21 protein-coding genes are annotated in these 26658 nt (G+C 39.9%); 15 read left to right on the top strand and 6 right to left on the bottom strand.

Annotated features, from left to right (window positions below):
- Window positions 1-119 precede the first annotated feature (119 nt).
- From miaB to ptsH, 4 genes are all read right to left on the bottom strand, one after another.
- Entirely contained in the window at window positions 120-1547 is a 1428-nt protein-coding gene (gene miaB / locus NYR60_RS05555) for a tRNA (N6-isopentenyl adenosine(37)-C2)-methylthiotransferase MiaB (RefSeq protein WP_279465997.1), read from the bottom strand.
- A 176-nt stretch (window positions 1548-1723) separates the two neighbouring features.
- Complete coding sequence (crr, locus tag NYR60_RS05550) at window positions 1724-2224, bottom strand: PTS glucose transporter subunit IIA (RefSeq protein WP_279465996.1); 501 nt, start codon at window positions 2222-2224, stop codon at window positions 1724-1726.
- 85 nt (window positions 2225-2309) lie between these two features.
- Window positions 2310-4031 (bottom strand): phosphoenolpyruvate-protein phosphotransferase PtsI, encoded by a 1722-nt coding sequence (ptsI, locus tag NYR60_RS05545; RefSeq protein WP_279465995.1) that lies wholly within the window; start codon window positions 4029-4031, stop codon window positions 2310-2312.
- A 122-nt stretch (window positions 4032-4153) separates the two neighbouring features.
- Window positions 4154-4411 carry a phosphocarrier protein Hpr gene (gene ptsH / locus NYR60_RS05540; protein WP_005598406.1) on the bottom strand — a complete coding sequence of 86 codons (258 nt, stop codon included), beginning with the start codon at window positions 4409-4411 and terminating at the stop codon, window positions 4154-4156.
- Window positions 4412-4675: 264 nt separating this feature from the next.
- Between ptsH and thiP the strand changes: the two genes are divergently transcribed.
- The 3 genes from thiP (at window position 4676) to NYR60_RS05525 (ending at window position 8476) form a co-directional block, all read left to right on the top strand.
- Window positions 4676-6262 (top strand): thiamine/thiamine pyrophosphate ABC transporter permease ThiP, encoded by a 1587-nt coding sequence (gene thiP, locus NYR60_RS05535; protein WP_279465994.1) that lies wholly within the window; start codon window positions 4676-4678, stop codon window positions 6260-6262.
- Window positions 6259-6906: a thiamine ABC transporter ATP-binding protein gene (gene thiQ, locus NYR60_RS05530; protein ID WP_279465993.1), complete on the top strand. Its 648-nt coding sequence runs from the start codon at window positions 6259-6261 to the stop codon at window positions 6904-6906. Before thiP ends, thiQ begins: the two co-directional genes overlap by 4 nt.
- A gap of 148 nt (window positions 6907-7054) precedes the next feature.
- Window positions 7055-8476: a sucrose-specific PTS transporter subunit IIBC gene (locus NYR60_RS05525; RefSeq protein WP_279465992.1), complete on the top strand. Its 1422-nt coding sequence runs from the start codon at window positions 7055-7057 to the stop codon at window positions 8474-8476.
- Between the two features lie 257 nt (window positions 8477-8733).
- Here the strand turns inward: NYR60_RS05525 and arcC are convergent, their stop codons facing one another.
- Together arcC and NYR60_RS05515 are read right to left on the bottom strand one after the other, a co-directional pair.
- A complete protein-coding gene (arcC, locus tag NYR60_RS05520) occupies window positions 8734-9681 on the bottom strand; it encodes a carbamate kinase (protein ID WP_279465991.1) in 948 nt (315 codons plus the stop codon).
- Between the two features lie 143 nt (window positions 9682-9824).
- Window positions 9825-10829, bottom strand: coding sequence for an ornithine carbamoyltransferase (locus NYR60_RS05515; protein WP_279465990.1), 1005 nt, complete (start codon window positions 10827-10829; stop codon window positions 9825-9827).
- Window positions 10830-11721: 892 nt separating this feature from the next.
- Between NYR60_RS05515 and NYR60_RS05510 the strand changes: the two genes are divergently transcribed.
- The 12 genes from NYR60_RS05510 to murC all read left to right on the top strand — a co-directional run bounded on the left by NYR60_RS05510 (window position 11722) and on the right by murC (window position 26613).
- Window positions 11722-13056, top strand: coding sequence for an anaerobic C4-dicarboxylate transporter (locus NYR60_RS05510; RefSeq protein WP_279465988.1), 1335 nt, complete (start codon window positions 11722-11724; stop codon window positions 13054-13056).
- A 246-nt stretch (window positions 13057-13302) separates the two neighbouring features.
- Window positions 13303-13761 carry a division/cell wall cluster transcriptional repressor MraZ gene (gene mraZ, locus NYR60_RS05505; protein WP_279465987.1) on the top strand — a complete coding sequence of 153 codons (459 nt, stop codon included), beginning with the start codon at window positions 13303-13305 and terminating at the stop codon, window positions 13759-13761.
- A 23-nt stretch (window positions 13762-13784) separates the two neighbouring features.
- Window positions 13785-14726, top strand: a complete 942-nt coding sequence (rsmH, locus tag NYR60_RS05500; protein WP_279465986.1) for a 16S rRNA (cytosine(1402)-N(4))-methyltransferase RsmH — start codon at window positions 13785-13787, stop codon at window positions 14724-14726.
- A gap of 11 nt (window positions 14727-14737) precedes the next feature.
- A complete protein-coding gene (gene ftsL, locus NYR60_RS05495; protein WP_279465985.1) occupies window positions 14738-15052 on the top strand; it encodes a cell division protein FtsL in 315 nt (104 codons plus the stop codon).
- 3 nt (window positions 15053-15055) lie between these two features.
- Window positions 15056-17116: a penicillin-binding transpeptidase domain-containing protein gene (locus NYR60_RS05490; protein ID WP_279465984.1), complete on the top strand. Its 2061-nt coding sequence runs from the start codon at window positions 15056-15058 to the stop codon at window positions 17114-17116.
- 23 nt (window positions 17117-17139) lie between these two features.
- Entirely contained in the window at window positions 17140-18645 is a 1506-nt protein-coding gene (gene murE / locus NYR60_RS05485; RefSeq protein WP_279465983.1) for a UDP-N-acetylmuramoyl-L-alanyl-D-glutamate--2,6-diaminopimelate ligase, read from the top strand.
- A 124-nt stretch (window positions 18646-18769) separates the two neighbouring features.
- Window positions 18770-20164 (top strand): UDP-N-acetylmuramoyl-tripeptide--D-alanyl-D-alanine ligase, encoded by a 1395-nt coding sequence (gene murF / locus NYR60_RS05480; protein WP_279465982.1) that lies wholly within the window; start codon window positions 18770-18772, stop codon window positions 20162-20164.
- 104 nt (window positions 20165-20268) lie between these two features.
- Window positions 20269-21351: a phospho-N-acetylmuramoyl-pentapeptide-transferase gene (gene mraY / locus NYR60_RS05475; protein ID WP_279465981.1), complete on the top strand. Its 1083-nt coding sequence runs from the start codon at window positions 20269-20271 to the stop codon at window positions 21349-21351.
- An 83-nt stretch (window positions 21352-21434) separates the two neighbouring features.
- The gene (gene murD, locus NYR60_RS05470) at window positions 21435-22745 is read left to right on the top strand and encodes a UDP-N-acetylmuramoyl-L-alanine--D-glutamate ligase (protein ID WP_279465980.1); all 1311 of its coding nucleotides are present in this window, start codon (window positions 21435-21437) and stop codon (window positions 22743-22745) included.
- 1 nt (window position 22746) lies between these two features.
- Window positions 22747-23925 (top strand): putative lipid II flippase FtsW, encoded by a 1179-nt coding sequence (gene ftsW, locus NYR60_RS05465; protein WP_279465978.1) that lies wholly within the window; start codon window positions 22747-22749, stop codon window positions 23923-23925.
- Between the two features lie 152 nt (window positions 23926-24077).
- Window positions 24078-25133, top strand: coding sequence for an undecaprenyldiphospho-muramoylpentapeptide beta-N-acetylglucosaminyltransferase (gene murG / locus NYR60_RS05460; RefSeq protein WP_279465977.1), 1056 nt, complete (start codon window positions 24078-24080; stop codon window positions 25131-25133).
- A 52-nt stretch (window positions 25134-25185) separates the two neighbouring features.
- Window positions 25186-26613 (top strand): UDP-N-acetylmuramate--L-alanine ligase, encoded by a 1428-nt coding sequence (murC, locus tag NYR60_RS05455; protein ID WP_279465976.1) that lies wholly within the window; start codon window positions 25186-25188, stop codon window positions 26611-26613.
- Window positions 26614-26658: the final 45 nt, after the last annotated feature.

The following is a 26658-nucleotide window of genomic DNA, read 5'->3' as shown; positions in this document are numbered from 1 at the left end:
TTCAGGGAAAATCAGCAGATATTTGTTAAAATCTAACCGCTTGCTTCCCTCAGTGATTTTGAGTTTTTTTATATTCCGTGGTAAGTCGTGTTACCACGGAATATATTTTTATAAAGATCTTATAGATTTACAACGTATTTGCCGACACCCAATTCATCTTCTTTACGAGTACGAGCGATAACGCTTGCTGCAGATTCTACGACACGTAAGCCCATTTCGTCTTCGGTACGCACTACATTGCCACGTAATGAGTTGGTATAAACATCGGTGATTTTAATATCGACAAATTTACCAATCATATCCGGTGTGCCTTGGAAGTTAACGATACGGTTGTTTTCGGTACGACCGGTCAATTCCATAATATCTTTTTTAGACGGACCTTCCACCAATACACGTTGTTCCGTGCCTAACATCGCACGGCTGAATTGCATTGCTTGGTGATTGATACGTTGTTGTAAACGTGCTAAACGCTCTTTTTTCTCTTCTTCCGAAATATCATCCGGTAAATCCGCCGCAGGTGTGCCCGGACGAGCAGAGTAGATAAAGCTGAAGCTCATATCAAAGTTGACTTGCTCGATCACTTTCATGGTTTGTTCGAAGTCTTCCGCCGTTTCACCCGGGAAGCCAACGATAAAGTCTGAACTGATCTGAATATTTGGACGAACTTCACGTAGTTTACGAATAATCGCTTTATACTCTAATGCCGTATGGTTACGTTTCATCATCGTTAATACACGATCCGCACCACTTTGAATCGGTAAGTGTAAGAAGCTCACTAATTCAGGCGTGTCACGATAAACTTCGATGATGTCATCAGTAAATTCAATCGGGTGGCTAGTGGTATAACGCACACGGTCGATACCGTCAATCGCAGCAACTAAACGCAGTAGTTCTGCAAAGGTGCAGATACCACCGTCAAAAGTTTCACCACGGTAAGCATTTACGTTTTGACCAAGTAAGTTCACTTCACGTACACCTTGTTCCGCTAATTGTGCGATTTCAAATAATACGTCATCTACCGGGCGAGAAACTTCTTCACCACGTGTGTAAGGCACTACACAGAATGAACAGTATTTATTACAACCTTCCATAATTGAAACGAAAGCGGTTGGACCTTCGGCACGAGGCTCTGGCAAGCGGTCGAATTTTTCAATTTCTGGGAAAGAAATATCAACGATCGCACGGTCACCACCACGAATTTTATTGATCATTTCCGGTAAACGGTGCAATGTTTGCGGACCAAATACAATATCAACAAATGGCGCACGGTCACGAATGTGTTCGCCTTCTTGCGATGCAACACAACCGCCTACACCGATAATTAATTCCGGTTTATCTTTTTTCCAGTTTTTCCAACGACCAAGTTGCGAGAATACTTTTTCTTGTGCTTTTTCACGAATTGAACAGGTATTAAGTAATAAAACGTCTGCTTCTTCCGGTTTATCGGTCAGTTCTAATCCGTGCGTAGAGTTTAAAAGATCTGCCATTTTTGATGAGTCGTACTCATTCATTTGGCAACCCCAAGTTGTAATATGTAATTTCGCCATAATTTCTCAAAAAATAATAAGTAGAAAATAAAAGCGTAAAGAGATAGCCCCTTTACGCAAAAACTTATGTTTATTTTACCTGTTTGACTATTTTTTCGCTATAACTAAATAAAATTAGCAAACAAAAATGCCACGATATTTCACTATCGTGGCATTTAGTTATGTTACTAAATCAATTATTTAGTTAGTGTTAATACAACACTTTCGCCTGCAACAACTTGTCCCACTTTTTTGTCTAAGTTGCTGATTTCATCCATATTAGAAATGACAACCGGTGTTAAAACTGATTTTGCTTTAGTTTCAAGTAATTCTAAATCGAATTTGATAATTGGATCGCCCGCTTTTACTGTTTGACCTTCTTGAGCAACACGAGTAAAACCCTCACCTTTTAATTCAACTGTATCAATACCAAAGTGAACGAATAATTCAACACCTTCATCGGATTCAATTGAGAATGCGTGATTTGTTTCAAAAATTTTACCGATAGTACCGTTTACCGGTGCAACGATAGTATCGCCGTTTGGACGAATAGCAACACCGTCGCCAACAATTTTTTCAGAGAAAACAACATCTGGTACATCTTCGATGTTTACGATTTCACCTGAAAGAGGTGCATAAACTTTAACCTCTTTTGTTGCTGCTTGTTTTGAGCCAAATAATTTGTCGAAAAAGCCCATAGAAATCTCCGTTATTAAAATAGTAAACAAAATTCCCGTACATTTTATACGAGAATTTTGCCTTTGTATGCCATTTAATTGAAAATTAGTTCAGTTTAGCGTAAAAATCGTTAACTAATTTTTCAATGTCAGCTGCTGTCGGTTGTGCTAATGCTTCATCCGCTAATGCTTTTGCATCAGCATAGTTGATTGAACGAGCAAGTTTTTTCACGTGAGGTACGGAAATTGCACTCATACTAAACTCGTCTAAGCCCATACCTAATAATAATGCGGTTGCACGAACATCACCAGCTAATTCACCACACATACCAGTCCATTTACCTTCCGCGTGTGACGCATCAATTACTTGTTTAATTAAGTTTAATACTGATGGACTTAATGGGTTGTAAAGGTGTGCAATGATTTCATTACCACGGTCAACTGCTAAAGTATATTGAGTTAAGTCGTTAGTACCGATACTGAAGAAGTCAGCTTCTTTCGCAAGATGACGAGCATTGACTGCTGCTGACGGTGTTTCAACCATGATACCTAATTGAAGGTTTTCATCGAATGCTTTACCTTCAGTACGTAGCTGTTCTTTTAATTCCGCAACGATTGCTTTTAATTCACGAATTTCTTCAACAGAGATAATCATCGGGAACATTACTGCTAATTTACCGAATGCTGAGGCACGTAATACCGCACGTAATTGTGTATCTAAGATTTCACGACGTGTTAAACCGATACGTACTGCACGCCAACCTAAGAATGGGTTCATTTCTTTTGGTAAGTTTAAGTACGGTAATTCTTTGTCACCGCCGATATCCATGGTACGTAATACCACTTGTTTACCGTTCATCGCTTCAACAATTTCTTTATATGCTTGGAATTGCTCTTCTTCGCCCGGTAATTCGCTACGATCCATAAATAAGAATTCAGTACGGTATAAACCGATTGATTCGCCACCGTTACGCAGTACACCGTCAACATCACGGATTGTACCGATGTTACCTGCAACTTCGATACGATGACCATCTAAAGTTTCCGCTGGTAATTCTTTTAACTTCGCAAGTTCAGCTTTCTCTGCCGCTACACGTTCTTGAAGGGCTTTAAATTCTGCAAGCTCAGCATCAGACGGATTAATATGAATTTGGTTATTTACCGCATCTAAAATTAATGTATCGCCGGTTTTTACACGTGATGTAATATCATTCGTACCCACAATCGCTGGAAGTTCTAATGAACGAGCCATAATTGAGGTATGAGATGTGCGACCGCCAATATCAGTAATAAAGCCTAATACTTTATCTAAATTTAATTGTGCAGTTTCAGAAGGTGTTAAGTCGTAAGCAACTAAAATGGCTTCTTCTTGAATGTCACCTAAATCAATGATGTGCATATTTAAGATATTACGTAATAAACGATTACCAATATCACGAATATCACCTGCACGTTCTTTTAAGTATTCGTCATCAATTTCTGCCAGCATAGAGGCTTGCATATCAATAACTTTACTTGCCGCAACATCAGCCGTTACAAGGTTATCAGCAATATAGCCGAGAATTTCTTCTTCAAGCTCTTCATCTTCTAAGATCATTAAGTGACCTTCAAAGATAGCTTCTTTTTCTTCACCAAGTGTGCGTCTAGCTTTCTCTTTAATTGCAGTCAGTTGTGCTGCCGCTTTATCACGACCTTCAAAAAATTTCGCCTTTTCAGCTTCGATTTGATCTGCTGTAATTTTTTGAGTATTAAGTACAATTGGCTCTTCTTTCAATACGAGTGCTTTACCAAATACAACACCGGGAGAAGCTGCGATACCTGTAATCATAATGTGTCCTTGTCTAAAAGTGATACAATGCTATATAGCACAATACAACCCTATTCCATCTCGGTTTCTAGTGAAACAGAAAAGAAATAGGGCTGTTTTTAGAAGTAAAAATTCAATGAGGATTATTCTAAAGTAGGGATTAAATCTACTAAGAAATCAACGGCTTTTTGCTCGTCTTCACCTTCCGCAGAAATAGTGATTGTTGTACCTTGCGTTAAACCTAATGTTTGAAGTTTGAATAAACTTTTCGCACTTGAGCTTTTTCCACCGGAAGTTACGGTAATATCTGAAGCAAAACCTTTAGCTGCTTTTACGAACTCAGCTGCTGGGCGAGTGTGTAAACCGTTAGGTGCAGTAATAACAACGTCTTTTGAGTACATATAAGATTCCTCTTAAATAATTTAAAAAGTGAAAAAAATCGGTTTAAGTAATTAAAACCCATTACTATTTATGCTAACTTTACTACAAAAAGACGCTAAAAACACGCTTAAAACCTGAAAATATTTTGATAAATATTAAATATCAGCCGGTTAATTAACCAAAACGAGTTAATTTTGCCTCATGTCAATTTTTAAAATGCTATTAAAAGTTAAACGATTGCGTAAAATGTTCAAAAAATATCTTATTCGGTTATTGGGGAAATAATGTTTCGTTCCATCTCAAAATTTACTGCATGGTCTATCTTTATTTTAATTGTCGGGCTTTATGTTTTTAGTTTAAACGCATTAATGCAATATCGACAATATGAAACACTTTGGAAATTTCCCGAAGTGCTACCGATTTTAAAATATAGCTTTTTACAAGCAAGCCTTTCCGCCTTTTTTGCAGTAGTGTTGGGAGTATTGTTAGCGAGGGCTTTTTTCTACTTAGATTTTGTGGGGAAATCCTTACTTTATAAAAGTATTACTTTAGTTTGGGCATTGCCTTCTCTAGTTATTATTTTTTCCGTTATTGGATTTTGGGGAAGTTCGGGTTGGATGGCTCAAATAATGCACTTTTTCGAGTTGAAGTGGAAGGTGCAACTTTACGGTTTGGTTGGTATTTTAATCGCTCATATACTTTTTAACCTGCCATTAGTGATGAAATATAGCTTAGAAGGGCTTAATTTGATTCCTAGTAGTCAACACCGTTTAGCGGCCCAACTAGGTCTAAAAGGTTGGGAGTATTTTCGGATTGTTGAATTACCGATCTTAAAAGGAATTTTACCCTATGCGTTCACAAATGTATTTTTGATTTGTTTTACTAGCTTTCCGATTGTTTTAATGTTGGGAGGTAGCCCTAAATATAGCACGTTAGAGGTTGCAATCTATCAAGCAGTCACTTTTGAGTTTGATTTCGCAAAAGCGGTAATGTTGATTCTTATTCAATTTGCGGTGGGAAGTGTATTACAACTTTTAATGAGTTTAACTACAAAATTTGCTTTTAATCATACTAAACAATACGCACCTGTGGTTGATATGATTTGGAAACCGAAGCCTTTAGGTTGGAGGAAGATAGGACTTCAGATTATTCTAGTGTTGCAAAGTTTATTTATTATTTTACCGCTTGCGAGTGTGGTTTGGTCTGGCATTTCTGTATCGAATTTAAGTGAACGTTTGCTCAATTCAGCCTTATGGGACGCAGTTTGGTTCTCTTTTTTATTGAGCTTAATTGCCGCATTTACTGTGCTGTGTTTAGCATATTTACTTGCATTAGAAACACGCCAACTTGCTTTTCGTCAGAAAAATGGCTTGCATACCTTATTAAGTAGCGTTGCTAATTATCCATTAATTTTACCGGTATTTTTATTGGCGGTCGGGCTGTTTTTAATCTTTATGGAGATTGAATTAACAACATCAAACTTATTATGGATTGTTGGTATTTGTAATGGTTTAACCCTATTACCCTATATTTATCGACTTATTTTTGCCGCTATGTGGCATTCACTTACCGCACAAGATAAATTAGCCCGAAGTTTAGGATTAACCGGCTTACGCCGTTGGTGGATTGTGGAAAAAACTTATTTAATTCGACCGCTTATCAATGCGTTTGCACTTGCAATGTCATCGAGTTTAGGCAGTTTTACTGTCATCGCTTTCTTTGGTAGTCCCGATTTTAGTTCTTTGCCTTATTTGTTATATCAACAATTAGGTAGTTATCGAACCGAAGATGCGGCGGTTACGGCTTTGGTTTTGATGTTATTTGCATTATTGCCGTTTTTATTTATTGATCAGCAAGAGAAAATAAGATGATTCGTCTAGATGTCCATTTTAATTATGAGCAAATGACAATGTCTTTTAGGCTTGAAATTCCTAAAGGGCAGAAAGTAGCGATTGTTGGAGAGAGCGGTGCAGGGAAAAGTACCTTATTGAATCTTATTGCCGGATTTGAAATGCCGACAAGCGGTCAGGTTTGGTTAAATGCTTGCAATCATACGACAACGGAAGTCTCAGAGCGTCCGGTATCAATGTTGTTTCAAGATAATAATGTGTTTCCACATTTAACCGTTGAGCAAAATATCGGATTAGCCTTAATTCCGAGCTTAAGACTTAATCGAAGCCAACAATCACAAGTCCGAGAAATTGCCGAACAAATGGGCATTGTCGATTTATTGAATAGACGAGCGGATCAGCTTTCCGGCGGTCAGAAACAACGAGTAGCACTTGCTCGAACATTATTACGTAAACAACCGATTTTATTATTAGATGAACCGTTTTCGGCACTTGATCCTAAGCGTAGAAATGAATTACAAGTATTAGTTGCGGATATTTGTCGGCAACAGAATCTGACACTATTAATGGTGACTCACCAATTTGAAGAAAGTAAATCGCTTTTTGATCGTGTGTTAACGATTGAGAACGGCACGATAATTTCAGATAAATTAATATGTGATTAATGTAAGAGAGTATGTTTATTAGCTAAACTTGTAAATATGTGATCCAGTCAACAAAACTAAAACGTTTTAGCAAAATTTGCTTTGTTAGCTAAAACGTTTTAGTTAGAATGTAATCGTTTAATTTTTATATAAAAATAGGTGGCAAACTATGAACTTCCCGAAAATTGCGGAGCAAACGATCGAGAAACTCGGTGGTAAAAGCAATATCACAACGCTAGCACACTGTGCAACACGTTTACGTTTAACCCTTGCGGATGAATCAAAAGTAGATAAACAAGCGATTGAGAATATCGAAGGTGTTAAAGGTCAATTCTCAACCAGCGGTCAATACCAAATTATTTTTGGTTCAGGCACAGTCAATAAAGTACATGCTGAAATGCAAAAACAAATGAGCATTGGCGATATGAGTACGTCTGAAGTAGCGGCGGCAGGTGCGGCAAACCAACCGTTATTACAACGTTTAGTGAAAGGTTTAGCGGATATTTTTGTGCCGATCATTCCTGCAATCGTAGCCGGCGGTTTGCTGATGGGTATCCACTCAATGCTGACTTCGGTCGGTTTCTTCTGGGAAGGTGAATCTGTTGCGACCAAATACCCTGAATTTGCAGATTTAATTGATTTTATCAACACCATTGCAAATGCACCGTTTGTCTTCTTACCGGTATTACTTGGTTTCTCTGCAACGCGTAAATTTGGTGGTAACCCGTTCTTAGGTGCGGCACTCGGTATGTTATTAGTTCACCCTGCATTAGCAGACGGTTGGAACTATGCGAAAACCTTAATGGAAGGTAACATCAAATACTGGAACGTACTTGGTTTTGAAATTGAAAAAGTGGGCTATCAAGGTACGGTTATCCCAACTATCGTTTCTGCGTGGGTATTAGCAACCCTTGAAAAAGGTTTCCGTAAATTTGTGCCTTCTTATTTAGATAACCTTGTGACACCAATGATGTCTTTATTTATCGCTGGTTGTTTAGCATTCACGGTAATCGGTCCATTCGGCCGTGAAGCAGGTTCAGCGATTTCAGCAGGTTTAACGTGGTTATACGACAGCTTAGGCTTTATCGGCGGTGCAATCTTCGGTACATTCTATGCACCAATCGTCATCACCGGTATGCACCAAACCTTTATTGCGGTAGAAACGCAATTATTAGCGGAAGTAGCGAACACAGGCGGTACATTTATCTTCCCAATCGCTGCAATGTCTAACATCGCACAAGGTGCGGCGTGTTTAGGTGTGGCATTCGCAATGAAAGATGCAAAAGTACGTGGTTTAGCCGTGCCGTCTGGTATCTCAGCGTTATTAGGTATTACAGAGCCGGCAATGTTTGGTGTGAACTTACGTTACCGTCAAGCGTTTATCGCTGCAATGATCGGTTCAGGTGTGGCTTCTGCATTCATCGCATTCTTTAATGTGAAAGCGATTGCATTAGGTGCGGCAGGTTTCTTAGGCGTGCCGTCAATCAAACCGGACAGCCTTGCAATGTACTCTGTAGGTATGGCAATTTCATTTATCGTTGCGTTCTCAATCTCAGCGGTATGGGTAAAAAAAGCACAAGCTAAAAAATAATTGCCGGCAATAAAATAATAGAGAAAGCCCCTCAATCTTATGGTTTAGGGGCTTTCGTTTATGTAACAAGTGGTTAAATTTGTTCGATTTTTTACAAATGGGAGTTTAACCACGGAATACACGGAGAGTCACAGAAAGCGATAGTACGAATGTTCCCATTTATAACTAATCACTTGCATTAAAAAAGTGCGTACTCAGTACGCCCCTACTTTTTTAATATTGCAGATTTTTAGTAAAATCTAACCGCTTGTTTTTGCTTATTTATAAAACTCAATACCGGAAATACTATTGGTGACACGGGTTCCTGCTTTACCGGCCACAATATCTTGAATATCGGAAAGTGAGCCGATTGCAGCATCTTTACCGGTTGCTTTAACAAAGTTAATCACTGCTTGTACTTTTGGCCCCATTGAGCCAGGTGCAAATTCGTCAGCTAGTTTTTCCAATTCTGCTGGAGTTGCTTTGGCAATTTGTAGTTGATCTGGTTTATTGAAGTTTACGCACGCCGCTTTAACATCGGTTGCGATAATAAATAAATCTGCATCAAGTTGTTGTGAAATTACTGCTGTCGCAAGATCTTTATCCACAACTGCTTCCACACCTTGTAATTTGCCTTGTGCATCACGAATACTCGGTACGCCACCACCACCACCGCAAATTACGATTTGATCTTGTGCTAATAACGCTTTTACCGCATCAATACCAGTTACCGATTGCGGTTTCGGGCTTGGCACGGCACGGCGGTAATATTGACCATCTGCCATTACAGTCCAACCTTTTTCAGCGGCTAATTTTTCCGCTTCTTCTTTTGAGTAAACTTGTCCGATTGGTTTGCTTGGTTTGGCAAAAGCCGGATCGTTAGCATCAACAATCACTTGAGTGACTAAGGTTTGAGTTGGGTGTTCCGGCACGAGATTGGTGAGTTCTTGTTGCAACATATAACCAATCATTCCCACGGTTTGGGAAACTAATACATCAAGCGGGTAAGGCTCAATTTTGTTATCAATCGCATGGTAAGCGGCGTGTTGTAATGCGCTTAATCCGACCTGAGGACCATTACCGTGTGAAATCACTAATTCATTATTCGGTTTAATTTTTGCTAGTTGTTCTGCGGCAATTTTGATATTTGCCGACTGGTTTTGGGCGGTCATTGGTTCGCCGCGTTTTAATAAAGCGTTACCGCCTAAAGCTACTACGATTTTCATTTTATATTCCTTTCATTATTTCCCCCCTCTTTCGTAAAGAGGAGGCAAGGAGGAGATTTAAAGATTGGAAAATAGGTAAAATTTGGGAAAAAATAACTGCTTGTCAAATCTCTCCAACCGCTCTTTACTAAAGAAGGGCTTTATTACGCTAAGCTCGCTACCATGACCGCTTTGATGGTGTGCATACGGTTTTCCGCTTGTTCAAAAGCCACGTTTGCAGGAGATTCAAAAACATCTTCGGTCACTTCGATACCATTTGCTAGAGCCGGATATTTTTCAGCGATTTGTTTACCGACTTTGGTTTCGCTGTTATGGAATGCCGGTAAGCAGTGCATAAATTTTACTTTCGGATTGCCGGTACGTTGCATTAATTCCGGTGTAACTTGATACGGCATTAACATATCAATACGTTCACCCCAAGCTTCAAGCGGTTCGCCCATAGATACCCAAACGTCAGTATGGACGAAATCTACGCCTTTTACTGCGGTATCAATGTCTTCCGTCACGGTAATTCTTGCACCGCTTTCCGCTGCGAATTTTTGGCACATTTCAACTAAGCTGTCTTCCGGTAACAATGCTTTCGGTGCACAGATACGCACATCCATCCCTAATTTTGCACCGATTAATAATAAGGAGTTCCCCATATTATTACGTGCATCACCGATATAAACATAGCTGATTTGGCTTAACGGTTTTTCACAGTTTTCAATCATGGTGAGTACATCGGCTAACATTTGAGTTGGGTGAAATTCATCGGTTAAACCGTTGAATACCGGCACGCCAGCGTAGTCGGCTAATTCTTGTACCACCGATTGTTTAAAACCACGGTATTGAATCGCATCGTACATTCTGCCCAACACGCGAGCGGTATCTTTCATTGACTCTTTATGACCGATTTGTGATGAAGTCGGGTCGATATAAGTCACGTGTGCGCCTTGGTCATAAGCCGCTACTTCAAATGCACAACGGGTACGGGTTGAAGTTTTTTCAAAGATTAATGCAATATTTTTGCCTTTTAATTGTGGTTGTTCTGTTCCTGCATATTTCGCACGTTTGAGATCTCGAGCTAAGTCTAATAAAAATTTGATTTCACGTTCGGTATGATTTACCAGGCTGAGTAAGTGTCTATTTTTAAGATTAAATGCCATGATATTGCTCCTGTGTCTGCTATAAGTAAAAAGTTTTAAAAATTTGACCGCTTGTATAAGTGAAAGGACTTATTCGGGATCGTGGATAAAGGAAATATGGAATTGCAAGGCGAGAATACTTTAAAAAGAATTGCGTTGCGATAGCAAAGGCGATAGCTATCTTATGAGTTATACCTGTTAAAGGTATAAAAAGGGTAGGGTTTAACATTTTTACTCCTAAAAATTTATGGGGTTGGTACTTGAGAGTCGCCATTAACCTTTCTTGTAGAAGTAGGCACACAATTCTAGCAAAGCAAACGTTTGCCATCAAGTTGTTAATTAAATGATAAAAAACTCAACTTGATTAATTATGCTTTTATTTTGCATTTTTATTCATTTTGATGCAAGTTGTTTTTATAAAGAAAATAAAAATTGATGAAGATTAAGGAGAGAACAAGCGGTCTGTTTTCAAGATTCTTTTGCAAAAAAGAGAGGAACTTGAACCGCTTGTCCTTTAATGGGAACGTCTGAATAACCGTTTTACAATGAGTAATGGAAGTGAAATTGGCCAAATCAGTGAAAGTGCTAAACCAGATAAAACTGCTTTGAGAAAACCTTTACGAGCAAATGAAATGCTGAAGATAATCAAAAAGCATAACGGAATAAGGAGTAAATAAACTTCAATCATAATTCCTCCAAAGGAATTTTCTTTCTAGGTAACGGATATAGTAACGCATAAAGCGTAAATCATTAATGGTTTTTCAATACTTGTCCTGCTCATCATTAAATTATTTTATCTTTTAAAAAATAACACTAAAGTGTTAAGCTATTTTTGATCAAGTGCAAGGAATCATAATACCGGCTCAAGTACACTTATCAACAATGATTATTTATTTTTAATTTTGGAGTTTATATGCTTTATGCAGAATTTTTGCTATTACTTGCATTTTTATATGTAGGTAGTCGCTTCGGTGGTGTGGGCTTAGGTGTCGTTTCGGGTATTGGCTTATTCATTGAAGTCTTTATTTTACAAATGCCGTTATCTGAGCCGCCTATCAGCGTAATGTTAGTTATCCTTGCTGTTGTGGCTTGTGCTTCTGTGCTTGAAGCTGCTGGCGGTTTAAAATTTATGTTACAAGTTGCGGAAAAAATCTTACGTGCGAATCCTAAACGTATCACAATTCTTGGCCCTATCGTAACTTATACTATGACCTTAATGCTTGGTACAGGCCACTCTGTGTATTCAATTATGCCAATTATTGCCGATATTGCGGTAAAAAATGAGATCCGTCCGGAACGTCCGATGGCAACAGCTTCTGTGGCATCGCAATTAGGTTTAACCGGTAGCCCAGTTTCTGCAGTTGTTGCATATTATTTGACTGAATTAGTTAATGTACCGGGTTCAGAACATATTACTTTATTACAAATTCTAGCTGTAACAATTCCAGCGACTTTCCTTGGTGTAATTGCTATGGCACTTTATAGTTTACGCCGTGGTAAAGAGTTGAAAGACGATCCAGAATATCAACGTCGTTTACAAGACCCTGAATTCCGTAAACGTATTGAAGAAACCAGCAGTACAACTTTAAATGAACAATTGCCGCAATCAGCTAAAAATGCTGTTTATCTATTCTTACTTGCGATTGTAACGATTGTTGTGATTGCAATGTTCCCATCACTAAAACCAACACTTGCTGCTTCAGGTAAAGTTGCTCCAATGGATAAAATCATTCAAATGATTATGTTAGCGTTTGGCGGTTTAATTTTAGTATTAGCTAAAACTGATGTGAAAAAAGTCCCGAATACAGTGGTATTTAAATCGGGTATGGTAGCAACTATTGCAATCTTTGGTATTGCGTGGATGAGTGATACTTACTTCAATTATGCAATGCCTTCATTTAAGGCAGGTATTACCGAAATGGTTAAAGCACAGCCTTGGACCTTTGCATTCGCTTTATTTGCGGTGTCTGTAGTAGTAAATAGCCAAGCGGTTACTGCGAAAATGTTATTACCGGTGGGTATTGCGATTGGTTTACCTGCAGATTTATTAATTGGTTTAATGCCGGCAACTTATGCATACTTCTTTATTCCTAACTATCCATCAGATATTGCAACAGTAAGTTTCGATATGACTGGTACGACAAAAATCGGTAAATACTATTTTAATCACAGCTTTATGGTGCCAGGTTTAATCGGGGTAATTGTAGCCTGTTTAGTCGGCCTATCTTTAGCAGGAATTTTAATCTAACACTTTGGATTAAGAATTAAGTTAAGCGGCTATTTTTGTAAAAAATATGCAAAAATAGACCGCTTATTTTTTTGTCCCTTTCTTTATCTAACAAAATCGTAAAACAGCTTGCTCCATGAGCAACTAATCTATAAAATTTCATCTCTTAAGTGGGAAAAAGTGGTGTTTTGTGGAAATACAATGAACTTTCCCAAAATTGAGTAATCTTTTAAACAGATAAATTCCATTTTAGCTAGGTTGTCAATAATGTTTCGTGGTGCAAGTTCAATCAGCATTGATAGTAAAGGGCGAATGGCTATTCCTACTCGCTATCGTGCGGAATTACGTGAAAAACACGAGGGCATTTTGGTTTGTACCGTAGATATTCGCCAACCTTGTTTATTGCTTTACCCATTACACGAATGGGAAACCGTAGAGCAAAAATTACTTGCACTTTCCAATTTTGAACCGATGCAACGCCGTATTCAGCGAGTGATGCAAGGATTTGCAACGGAATGTGAAATGGACGCTTCAGGACGGATTTTATTGAGTTCTACATTGCGACAGCATGCACAGCTTGAGCAACAAATTATGTTGGTCGGGCAATTAAATAAATTTGAAATTTGGCAAGAAAAACAGTGGCAATCACAAATTGCAGAAGACCTTGCCTTGGGCAGTTCAGCGGAAATGCTGAATTGTGAAGCCTTAAAAAACCTTTCTTTATAAGATAATAAGTGAGTTAAATCATAATGAATGACACAGTCCATAAGCACATTACCGTATTGCTACATGAAGCCGTTGAGGGCTTAGCAATTAAGCCGAACGGTATTTATATTGACGGTACTTTTGGACGAGGCGGTCATTCTCGACTCATTCTCTCAAAACTTTCCGAACAAGGTCGCTTAATTGCCACAGACCGCGACCCTCGTGCAATTGCTGAAGCGAATACGATCAACGATGCTCGCTTCCAAATTGTGCATACTACTTTTTCTACGATTCCCGAAGTGTGCGAACAATTAGGTTTAACCGGTAAAATTGACGGTATTTTGCTTGATCTTGGCGTATCTTCGCCGCAGCTTGATGATGCGGAACGTGGTTTTAGCTTTATGCGTGACGGGCCGCTTGATATGCGTATGGATACGACTAAGGGGCTATCTGCCACAGAATGGCTAGCACAAGTGTCAGTGGACGATTTGGCTTGGGTACTAAAAACTTTTGGTGAAGAACGTTTTGCGAAACGTATTGCACAAGCGGTTGTTTCTTATAATAAATCTGCAACGGATAAAATCTCTCGTACGCTTCAGTTAGCACAGATTATTGCTGGTGCAGTACCATTCAAAGATAAGCACAAACATCCGGCAACTCGTTCGTTCCAAGCAATCCGTATCTTTATTAACAGCGAGTTAGACGAGTTAGAGAAAGCGTTACAATCAGCCTTAAGCGTATTGGCACCGGAAGGTCGTTTATCAATTATTAGTTTCCATTCGTTAGAAGATCGAATGGTTAAACAATTTATGAAGAAAAATAGTAAAGGTATGGATGTGCCGAAAGGCTTACCTATTTTGGAATCGGAGCTAAATAAAAATATTCCGCTAAAAACTATCGGTAAGGCAATTATGCCGAGTGAGGCGGAAATTGAAGCTAATCCTCGATCACGTAGTGCTGTTTTACGTATTGCAGAAAAACGCTAGGGAATTTACGAATGGCAAGTAATGAACGTTATCCGCTTCACCAAATTATTTTAGATGATTTAACCGGACATAATAAAGTGGCTTTATTTCTTATTATAGCCGTTGTCGCGACTGCAATCGGTACGATTTGGATTACTCATCAAACTCGTTTGTTGACCGCTGAACAAGGTAAATTGATTCAAGCACAAAGAAAATTAGAAAGTAACTATATCAATTTACAGTTAGAAGAAAATGCAAAGAGTCAAAAATCTCGTGTAGAAGCGGCAGCTTCTAGTTTTGGGCTACAACCGATTAAAAAAGAACAAGAAGTTATTTTAGTTAAATAGAATATGGCAAGATCAGTAAAATTAAAGCGGAAAGTCGTAGCAGAAGAGCCTACCCCGGAAATCAAGAAAGCAACAAATGTCAAGAATGAGCCGAGTTATTTACCGGTTCGTTTTGGTGTTGTTGTGGTATTAATGGTGTTGATGGCTGTCGCACTACTTGGTAAAGCCGCACATATTCAATTATATGATTCAGAACGTTTAATTAATGAAGCAAATAATCGTTCACTACGTACTAAAGAATTACCTTTTACTCGTGGTCGTATTTTAGATCGTGACGGACGTTTCTTATCTATTAGTGTTCCGATGTATTCGCTTACCTTAGACCCAAGAGAATATTTTGATAGTCTTTTAAGACGTTCTCCTGAACGTTGGAAAATGTTAGCGATGGAAATGGGGGCTTCTAAGAGTAAAATTGAAAAAAATATTAATGATTTTATTGAAAAAAAGAATAAATCAAAAGAAAAAGTGGCTTTTGATCCTCGTTCTATTCTCAATATCAAAAGTGAAGATTACTGGACGCTTTTGGCTCAATCTACCGGACTGGATTATAATACACTAATTCAATTAATCCGTAATAATCCAAGTTCTGCTTTCCTAACCCAAGAGATCAGTGCAGCACAATTTGAGCGTTCTAAATTAGAAGCGTTATCTAAAATTACCGGTGAAAAATATAATGATTTAATGGCTCGTTTATACAAAGCGGCTCGCCAACGTTTTATTTATCTTGCTCGTCACGAATCGGAACAAATCGCCAATTATGCCTATGATCTTAAAATTGACGGAATGGTATTAAGAGCGGAATCTCGCCGTTTTTATCCGCTAGCGGAAGAAGCGTCACAATTAATCGGTTTTACCGATGTGGATGATGTACACGGTACAGAAGGTTTAGAACGTAGCTTCGATGCTTTATTGATTGGTAAAAACGGTCGCCAAGTGATTCGTAAAGATGCTCGTGGTAATGTGATTGAAAATATTCGTGATGAAAAACAATACGATCCGCAAGACGTTATGTTGAGTATTGATGAAGAATTGCAATCCGAAGTGTATAAAAAGATTAAAGAAGCAGTGATTGCCAATAATGCTGAATCAGGTACGGCAGTATTAGTTGATGTGCAAACCGGTGAAATTTTAGCGATGGCAAATGCACCTTCGTTTAACCCGAATAAACGTAATAGTTTTAGGCCTGAATTAATGCGTAACCGAGCGATTACCGATACTTTTGAACCGGGTTCAACAGTTAAACCGTTGGTCGTGTTAACTGCATTACAAAATGGTGCGACTTATCGTGATGAAGTGATTAATACACGTCCGTTTATCGTAAACGGGCATACGATTAAGGATGTTGCACCGCGTGAGAGCTTATCTCTAACGGGTATCTTGCAAAAATCAAGTAATATCGGGGTAAGCCGTTTAGCTTTACGTATGCCGTCTACCGCATTGGTCGATACGTATAGCAAAGTCGGCTTTGGTAAAGATACCGGTTTAGGTTTAGGCGAACAAAAAGGGACGAACGGTGATCGTAAGCGTTGGTCTGATATTGAGCGTGCAACCATGGCATACGGTTACGGTTTAAACGTTACACCATTACAGCTTGCTCGTGCTTATGCCACTTTGGGAAGTTTTGGTATTTATCGACCGCTTTCAATTACTAAAGTTGACCCACCGGTTATCGGTGAGCGTGTATTGCCTGAAAAAATTACGCGAGATGTGGTACATATGATGGAAAGTGTTGCTCAAAAAGGCGAGGGTGGTCAGAAAGCAGCCGTTGACGGCTATCGTGTGGCGGTCAAAACCGGTACGGCACGTAAACTTGAAAAAGGTCAGTACGTAGAAAAATATATTGCCTATACTGCAGGTGTGGCACCGGCAAGCGATCCTCGCTTTGCGTTAGTGGTGTTAATTAATGAACCGAAAGCCGGTGCTTATTATGGTGGTTCGGTTTCAGCACCGCTCTTCTCAAGCATTATGGGTTACACCTTGAAAGCACGAAATATCAAACCGGATAATCTTACTGATACGGAAAGTGCCGTACGTGAAATTAAGTCGGAACGAAAAGTAAATTAAAACAGAATAAATTAGGTAACAATATGAAACGTTTACTTCCCTTTCTTACCGAACTAGATGCTTGGGTGGAAGAGTTAAAACCGCTTAAGCAAATGACGTTAGATTCTCGCCAAGTGGGTGAAGGCGATCTGTTTGTGGCATTAAAAGGGCATCAAGTTGATGGTCGCCAATTTATCCAAAAAGCGATTGAACAAGGTGCGGCTTTAGTCTTAGCGGAAGCGGATGAAGGGCAAACTGAAATTGAGTTAGATGCGAAATTTGCAAAATATAACTTAGAACGTACCGCTTGTAAGGTGATTTCAGTACCGAATTTGGCTCGTATCTTATCGGAAATTGCCGGTGCGTTTTATGCTAATCCGTCCGAAAAACTGACGTTAGTCGGGGTGACTGGAACGAATGGAAAGACCACAAGCGCCCAATTACTTGCCCAATGGCACAACTTGTTAGGCGGAAAATCTGCGGTAATGGGGACGATCGGTAACGGTTTATACGGCAAAGTACAAGAAGCGGCAAATACCACCGGTTCGGCGATTGAAGTGCAGCGTAATTTAGCCAGCTTTGTGGAAATGGGTGCTGATTTTTGTGCAATGGAAGTGTCTTCACACGGTTTAGCACAATATCGTGCGGAAGCGTTGAGTTATGATTTAGCGGTATTTACCAATTTAAGTCGTGATCATCTCGATTACCACAAGACAATGGAAGAATATGCACAAGCAAAATTTCGTTTGTTTAGCGAATTAGATACCAAAGCACAAGTATTAAACGCAGATGATGAAGTGGGGCGTGAATGGTTAGCAAAATTGCCGAATGCGGTTGCCGTCAGTACCGATGCTCACTTTAGTGGCGAGCATAAATTTGTTAAAGCGACCAATGTGAGCTTTAGCTTACAAGGTGTAAAAATTGAGTTTGAATCAAGCTGGGGTAATGGTGAGTTGAATAGCCGTTTAATCGGTGCATTTAACGTCAATAATTTACTTACTGCATTAGCCAGCTTATTGGTGCTTGGTCATGATTTGCAAAAATTAATTGAAACTGCACCGCTGCTGCAAGGGGTTGCAGGACGTATGGAATGTATCGTTTCGCAAAAAAATCCGCAAAATAGACCGCTTGTGTTAGTCGATTATGCCCATACGCCGGATGCGTTAGAAAAAGCATTGCAAGCGGCACGATTGCATACCGAAGGCGAGCTTTATTGTATTTTCGGTTGCGGTGGTGATCGTGATGCAGGCAAACGCCCGATGATGGCGGCGATTGCAGAAAAATTAGCGGATAAAGTGATTGCGACTGATGACAATCCGAGAACTGAAGATAATACTAAGATTATGGCGGATATTCTCAGAGGTTTTGTTCAAGTAGAGAAAGTACAAGTGATCCACGATCGCGAGCAAGCGATTAAAACTGCGATTGAACAAGCGAATGAAAAAGATGTAATTTTAATTGCAGGTAAAGGGCATGAGGATTACCAGATTATCGGGGCGACTAAGCATCATTTTTCGGATCAGGAAACCGCAGCTAAATACCTAGCATAAATATGCTAGGTTACGCATAGTATCATCGCTCTGCGACGAGTGATTAGGTTGCAGAGCAACCGCACAATCAGTAACCTCGTACATATAGTACGAGGTTTACAGCAAATATTTTTGAAAGAAGAAAATGATAAAACTAACAACAAATGAAATTGCCGACATTCTTAATGCACAGTTGATTGGAGATGGCAATGTAGCGGTGGAAACCACCAGCACCGACACCCGACAAACGGTTGAAAATGGGCTGTTTTTTGCATTAAAAGGCGAGAATTTTGATGCACACCATTACTTAGCGAATGCGGTAGAACAAGGCTGTGTGGCGGTAGTGGTTGAGCATGAATGTGAAATTTCCGTACCGCAAATTGTCGTGAAAGATACGCGCCTTGCGTTAGGCGAGTTAGCAAAATGGTTAAAAGCGAAACTTAACCCGAAAACAGTGGCGATGACCGGTTCTTCAGGCAAAACCACCGTGAAGGAAATGACGGCAAAAATTTTGCAAAAAATGACCGCTTGTGAAGATGAAGTGCTTTATACCTTTGGCAATTTAAATAATGACCTCGGTGTGCCGATGACCTTATTACGTTTAACGCCGCAACATAAATTTGCGGTGGTGGAGCTTGGGGCAAACCATATCGGTGAAATCGCCTATACCACGGCAATTACTCAACCGGACGCTTGTTTAGTAAATAACGTTGCTGCAGCACATTTAGAAGGTTTCGGCTCACTTGCAGGTGTGGCACAAGCAAAAGGTGAAATTTATCGAGGCTTAAAAGCCGGTGGGAAAGCGATTGTCAATCAAGCGTTCTATTACCCACAATGGCAAAAAGAAATTGGTGAGAATGAGCTGCAATCATTCAGCTATACCGGTTCGGATCAAGATTCGTATGCGGATTTTTGGGCGGAAAATGTGGAGTTAGGTTTATCCGGTTCTCATTTCACGCTACATTCTCCGCAAGGCGAAATCGAAATTAATTTACCTTATTTAGGCGCACATAATGTCAGCAATGCTTTAGCAGCAACTTCGCTCGCGATGGCGGTCGGTGCGGATTTAAATGCGGTCAAAGCCGGATTGGAGCAACGCTCGCAAGTTAAAGGCCGCTTGTATCCGGTTGAAGTTAATCCGCATTGTTTATTGATTGATGATACCTATAACGCCAATGTCGATTCGATGAAATCAGCGGTGGCGGTATTAAAAAATTATCCGGCGTTCCGTATTTTTGCAGTTGGCGATATGGCAGAACTCGGTGATGAAAGTGTGGCTTGTCATCAACAAGTAGCGGATTTCGTCCGTGAAGCAAATTTAGATTTAGTAGTGAGTTTTGGTAAGCAAAGTGCAGTAATTAGTGGAGAAACCGCACATCACTTTACCGATAAACAAGCTATGCACGATTTCTTATTGCCGATTATTTCGCAAAAGATTGCAGAAAAACAACCGCTAGTGTTGTTAGCAAAAGGTTCTCGTAGCCAAAAAATGGAAACATTGATTTCTGCTTTATGCGTTTCTTTAGGTGTTTCTTTTTAATTTTTAGGTAAATAGCAATATTGAACAATCGTTCGTGATGTTATTTAGTGTAGATAAAATGGTAGGCGATTGCTTACTTATAATGATTTAACAAGGGTTTTGCTATGTTAGTTTGGCTTGCTGAGTATTTAGTTCAATACAATACAGCATTTAACGTTGTATCTTATATTACTTTCCGTGCAATTATGGCATTGCTTACCGCAATGGGTATCGGTTTATGGATTGGCCCTGAAGTGATTCGTCGCTTACAACTCTTAAAATTTGGTCAAGAAGTGCGTAATGACGGTCCGGAAAGCCATTTCAAAAAACGTGGTACGCCGACCATGGGCGGTATTATGATTTTAATCGCTATTGGGGTGAGTACCTTACTTTGGGCAGATTTACGTAACAGCTATGTTTGGTTTGTGCTATTCGTATTATTCGGCTACGGTGCGGTCGGTTTTGTTGATGATTACTGGAAAATCAAACGCAAAAATACCGATGGTTTAATTGCTCGTTGGAAATATTTTTGGCTATCTGTGATTGCATTAATTGCGGTATTCGGTATTTATGCAGTTGGTAAAGATACGGCAGCAACTCAATTAGTCGTACCGTTCTTTAAAGACTTTATGCCACAGCTTGGTATTTTCTTTATTATTCTGTCTTACTTTGTGATTGTTGGTACCTCAAATGCGGTAAACCTCACGGACGGTTTAGACGGTTTAGCGATTGTACCAACCATTATGGTAGCTGCAGCATTTGCATTAATCGCATGGGCAACCGGTAACGTTAATTTTGCGCAATATTTACATATTCCGTTTGTACCAAATGCCGGTGAATTAGTGATTCTATGTACTGCAATCGTCGGTGCGGGGTTAGGCTTCTTATGGTTCAATACTTATCCGGCACAAGTTTTTATGGGGGATGTCGGCTCGCTTTCATTAGGCGGTGCGTTAGGTACGATTGCAGTATTGGTTCGACAAGAATTATTGCTCGTGATTATGGGCGGTGTATTTGTAGTGGAAGCACTTTCGGTTATCTTACAGGTCGGCTCATACAAACTTCGCCAAAAACGTATTTTCCGTATGGCGCCGATTCATCATCACTTTGAATTAAAAGGTTGGCCGGAGCCTCGTGTTATCGTGCGTTTCTGGATCATTACCTTAATGCTTGTATTAGTTGGCTTAGTCACATTAAAACTTCGTTAATCATAGGTGGGCTTATCCCACCTTTTTCGCTTGCAAGCGGTCTGATTTATCCAAATTTTTACCTATTATAAAGAGATTCAATTATGCAAAACCAATATAAAGATAAAGTCGTTACGGTTATCGGCTTAGGCAAAACAGGCTTATCTTGTGTCGAATTTTTTGCGGATAAGCAAGCAAAAGTACAAGTAATTGATACCCGTGAGAAACCGGCAGGTGCCGATCAGCTTCCGGTAGATGTACCGTTGCATACCGGCGGTTTAAATAGCGAATGGTTGTTAGCGTCCGATTTAATTGTGATTAGCCCGGGACTTGCTTTAGCTACACCAGAAATTCAACAAGCGATTAATGCCGGTGTAGAAGTGGTTGGCGATATTGAATTATTTGTGCGTGAAGCGAAAGCACCGATTATTGCGATTACTGGTGCTAATGGCAAAAGTACAGTCACGACATTAGTGACTGAAATGGCGAAACAGGCCGGTATTAAAGTCGGTATGGGTGGTAATATCGGAGTGCCGGTATTAAGTCTATTGAATGAAGAATATGAGTTGTTTGTGTTGGAATTATCCAGCTTCCAATTAGAAACGACCTCATCATTAAAAGCGATAGCGGCAACCATTTTAAACATCAGCGAAGATCATATGGATCGTTACAATAATTCGGTGGAAGAATATCGTTTAGCCAAATTGCGTATTTATGATAATGCTGAGAATGTGATTGTAAACGGCGAAGATAGACTGACTTATCCGCTTGAAACACAAGCGGTTAAAAAATTGATTCGTTTTGCAGAACATAACGCTGAGTACACAATGCGTAACGGCATTTTATATTCAGGTAATGATGCTATTATCCCTACTAAAGAAATGTTGATTTCAGGTCGCCATAATGAAATGAATGCGTTAGCGGCGATGGCATTAGCTGAAGCGGCAGGTATTCCTCGTGAAGGGATTGTAAAAGCATTGCAAGTGTACGGTGGTTTAGAACACCGTTTCCAAGCAGTCAAAACCAATGATGGCGTACGTTGGGTAAACGACTCGAAAGCCACTAATGTCGGCAGTACAGTAGCAGCATTGAATGGTTTACAAGTGGTGGGAACGCTGTATTTGTTATTAGGTGGTGATGGTAAAGCAGCAGATTTTTCTGAGTTAAAACCATTGATTAATAAATCGAATATCGTTTGTTATTGCTTCGGTCAGGACGGATCACAATTAGCCGCATTATCAAATCAAAGCGTGTTGGTGGAAACGATGCAACAAGCGATTGAGCAAATTCGCCCACAGCTGAAACAGGGCGATATGGTGCTATTGTCACCAGCTTGTGCAAGTCTTGATCAATTTAAGAACTTTGAAGAACGTGGACATATTTTTGTCAAATTAGCTCAGGAAGTAACCGCTTAATATGTTAGAAAAATTAAAAACCGAATGGGATAAATGGACACGTATCACACCGACTAACTCGCTTTATGATCGTTCATTGATCTGGTTATTTTTCGGTTTATTGGTGATTGGTTTTGTGATGGTAACTTCGGCATCAATTCCAGTAAGTACCCGTTTAAATGATGATCCGTTTTATTTTGCGATCCGTGATGGATTGTATTTAGCTGCGTCATTATTTGCTTTTGCAGTCGTAGTCCAGATTCCAACGGAAAACTGGGAAAAGCGAAATGTGCTATTTTTCTTGGTATCATTAGTATTTTTGGTACTTGTACTGATTTTTGGTCGCAGTATTAATGGAGCGGTACGTTGGATTCCGTTAGGGCCGATTAACTTCCAGCCGGCAGAATTAGCTAAATTGGCGATTATTTGTTATTTCTCTAGTTTTTACGTACGTAAATACGATGAAATGCGGACTAGACAATTAAGTTTTATTCGTCCAATGGTCATTCTCAGTATTTTCGGTTTTCTATTACTGCTACAGCCGGATTTAGGTAGTACGTTCGTATTATTTATGCTGACTTTTGCAATGTTATTTATTATGGGTGCAAAAGTAATGCAGTTCTTGTTCTTAGGTGTGACAGGGGTTCTACTATTTGTATTCTTAGTGGTTACTTCGGAATATCGTTTAAAACGTGTTACCTCTTTTATGGATCCGTTTGCTGATGCTTATGGTGACGGTTTCCAGCTTTCCAATTCGCAAATGGCATTTGGCCAAGGCGAATTTTGGGGACAAGGTTTAGGAAACTCAGTACAAAAATTAGAATATTTACCGGAAGCACACACTGACTTCGTTATGGCGGTAGTTGGTGAAGAATTTGGTTTTATCGGAATTGTATTTGTGGTATTCCTCTTAGTGTTATTATCATTTAGAGCCATAAAGATAAGCCAAGAAGCATTAAAACTGGAAGCGAGATTTAGAGGTTTCTTTGCTTTCGGTATCGCAATTTGGATTTTTATTCAAGGTTTTGTGAACTTAGGTGTCGCATCAGGGTTACTTCCGACAAAAGGTTTGACATTCCCTCTAGTAAGTTACGGTGGTTCAAGTTTAGTGATTATGTCGGTGGCGATAGCTGTGTTGGTTCGTATAGATTATGAAAACCGGCTTGAACTAATTGGGCATGCACATATTAAAGAGAGTTAAAATAAAGCAGCGGTCAGTTTTTGCAAAAAATTTGCAAAAACTGACCGCTTTCTTTTTCCGTAAATTGCCAATTTCCTGTACAATAACAACAATTTGTCTAAAAAATCTAACAAGCGGTCGATTCCGCTCAAATTTTTGTAAAAGAGATCAACATGGCTAAAAAACTTCTTGTTATGGCAGGTGGTACAGGGGGACATGTATTCCCTGCGATCGCAGTTGCCCGAGAGCTTCAAAAACAAGGTTGGGAGATTCGTTGGTTAGGGACTCAGGATCGAATGGAAGCCGACCTTGTACCTAAGCACGGTATTCCGATTGAATTTATTCAGATTTCCGGACTGAAGGGAAAAGGCATTGGGGCATTACTTAAAGCACCGTTTGCAATTTTTAAAGCGGTGATGCAGGCACGTAAAATTATTAAAAATTACCAACCTGATGCAGTTCTTGGTATGGGAGGCTATGTGTCCGGGCCGGGTGGTATTGCAGCGAAATTATGTGGCGTACCGGTTATTTTGCACGAGCAAAATGCAGTCGCCGGTTTGACTAACGTATGGTTATCCAAAATTGCTCGCCGTGTGTTGCAAGCGTTCCCGACTGCATTCCCGAATGCGGAGGTGGTGGGAAATCCTGTACGTGAAGATCTTGCTCAGCTGGAAGCACCAGAAGTGCGTTTTGCCGAACGTGGTTATCCAATCAATATTTTAGTGATGGGTGGAAGCCAAGGGGCAAGGGTGATTAATCAGACTGTCCCTAAAGTAGCAAAACAACTTGGTCAAAATGTGTTTATTAGTCACCAAGTAGGGAAAGGCAACCTTAGTGGGGTGGAAGAAATTTATCAAGCGACTGGTAACGGTATTGCCGCCGAATTTATTGACGATATGGCACAAGCCTATAACTGGGCGGATTTAGTGATTTGTCGTTCAGGGGCTTTAACTGTCTGTGAAATTGCCGCAGCAGGTTTACCAGCAATTTTTGTGCCTTATCAGCATAAAGATCGCCAACAATATTTGAATGCAACTTATTTGGCAGATGATGGTGCGGCAATTATTATCGAACAACAAGATTTTACGGTAGAAAATTTATTAAGTGCATTACAGCCGTTAATTGCGGATCGCCAAAAGTTAACCGAAATGGCAGTTAAAGCGAGAGCAAAAGCAACACCTACCGCTGCACAACGAGTTGCAGAAGTAATTATCGAACAAGCGAAATAGTTTTAAACGCAACCAACAAAAATATTTGGTTGTACAGATTAGGAAAACAACAATGAAAAATTTCCAAGATAAAATTAAAAAATTAGTACCGGAAATGCGTCGTGTAAACCAAATCCATTTTATCGGGATTGGCGGTGCAGGAATGAGTGGTATTGCAGAAGTATTATTAAATGAAGGTTATCAAATCTCTGGTTCGGATATTGCTGAAGGTCCAGTAACTAAGCGTTTAGCTGAAGCCGGTGCTAAAGTATTTATCGGTCATCAAGCGGAAAATGTAAGTGGAGCAAGTGTAGTGGTTGCTTCCAGTGCAATTGATGACAGTAATCCAGAAGTCCAAGCGGCAAAAGAAGCACGAATCCCAGTGATTCAGCGGGCGCAAATGTTAGCGGAAATTATGCGTTTCCGTCACGGTATTGCGGTTGCCGGTACACACGGTAAAACCACCACTACTGCAATGATTTCGATGATCTATACCGAAGCACAATTGGACCCGACCTTTGTTAACGGCGGTTTAGTTAAATCGGCAGGGAAAAATGCACATTTAGGTGCGAGCCGTTACTTAATTGCGGAAGCAGATGAAAGTGATGCGTCATTCTTACACTTACAACCGATGGTTTCAGTAGTAACCAATATCGAGCCGGATCATATGGATACTTACGGCGGTGATTTTGAACAGATGAAAGCGACTTACGTCAAATTCTTACGTAACTTACCGTTCTATGGTTTAGCAGTTATGTGTGCTGACGATGAAACGGTAATGGAAATCGCACCGCAAGTTGGTCGTCAAGTCATGACCTACGGCTTTAGCGAAAAAGCGGATTATCGTATCGAAGATTACCAGCAAACCGGTTTCCAAGGTCATTATACGGTAGTTTGTCCGAACGGCGAACGTATTGAGGTATTGCTGAATGTACCGGGTAAACACAATGCACTGAATGCAACGGCAGCACTTGCGGTAGCGAAAGAAGAAGGGATTGCCAACGAAGCGATTTTAGCTGCACTTGCCGATTTCCAAGGTGCAGGTCGCCGTTTTGACCAATTGGGTTCATTTATTCGCCCGAACGGTAAAGTGATGTTAGTCGATGATTACGGTCACCACCCAACCGAGGTGGATGTAACGATTAAAGCGGCCCGTTCTGGTTGGGAAAATAAACGTGTGGTAATGATTTTCCAACCGCACCGTTATTCACGTACGCGTGATTTATTCGACGATTTTGTACAAGTGTTATCACAAGTTGATGCGTTAATTATGCTCGAGGTGTATGCAGCAGGCGAAGCACCGATTGTTGGGGCGGACAGTAAAGCGTTATGCCGTTCAATCCGCAATTTGGGTAAAGTCGATCCGATTTTAGTTTCAGATACTGATCAGCTTGGCGAAGTATTAGATCAAATTATCCAAGACGGCGATTTAATTCTCGCACAAGGTGCAGGCAGCGTAAGCCGTATTTCACGTGGTTTAGCGGAAAGTTGGAAAGCGTAATAAGCGGTAAGATTTTTAGAAAATTTTGCAAAAATGACCGCTTGT

Source organism: Actinobacillus genomosp. 2 (genome assembly GCF_029773605.1).
GTDB lineage: Bacteria > Pseudomonadota > Gammaproteobacteria > Enterobacterales > Pasteurellaceae > Actinobacillus.
This window is presented reverse-complemented; position numbering and strand designations above follow the sequence as displayed.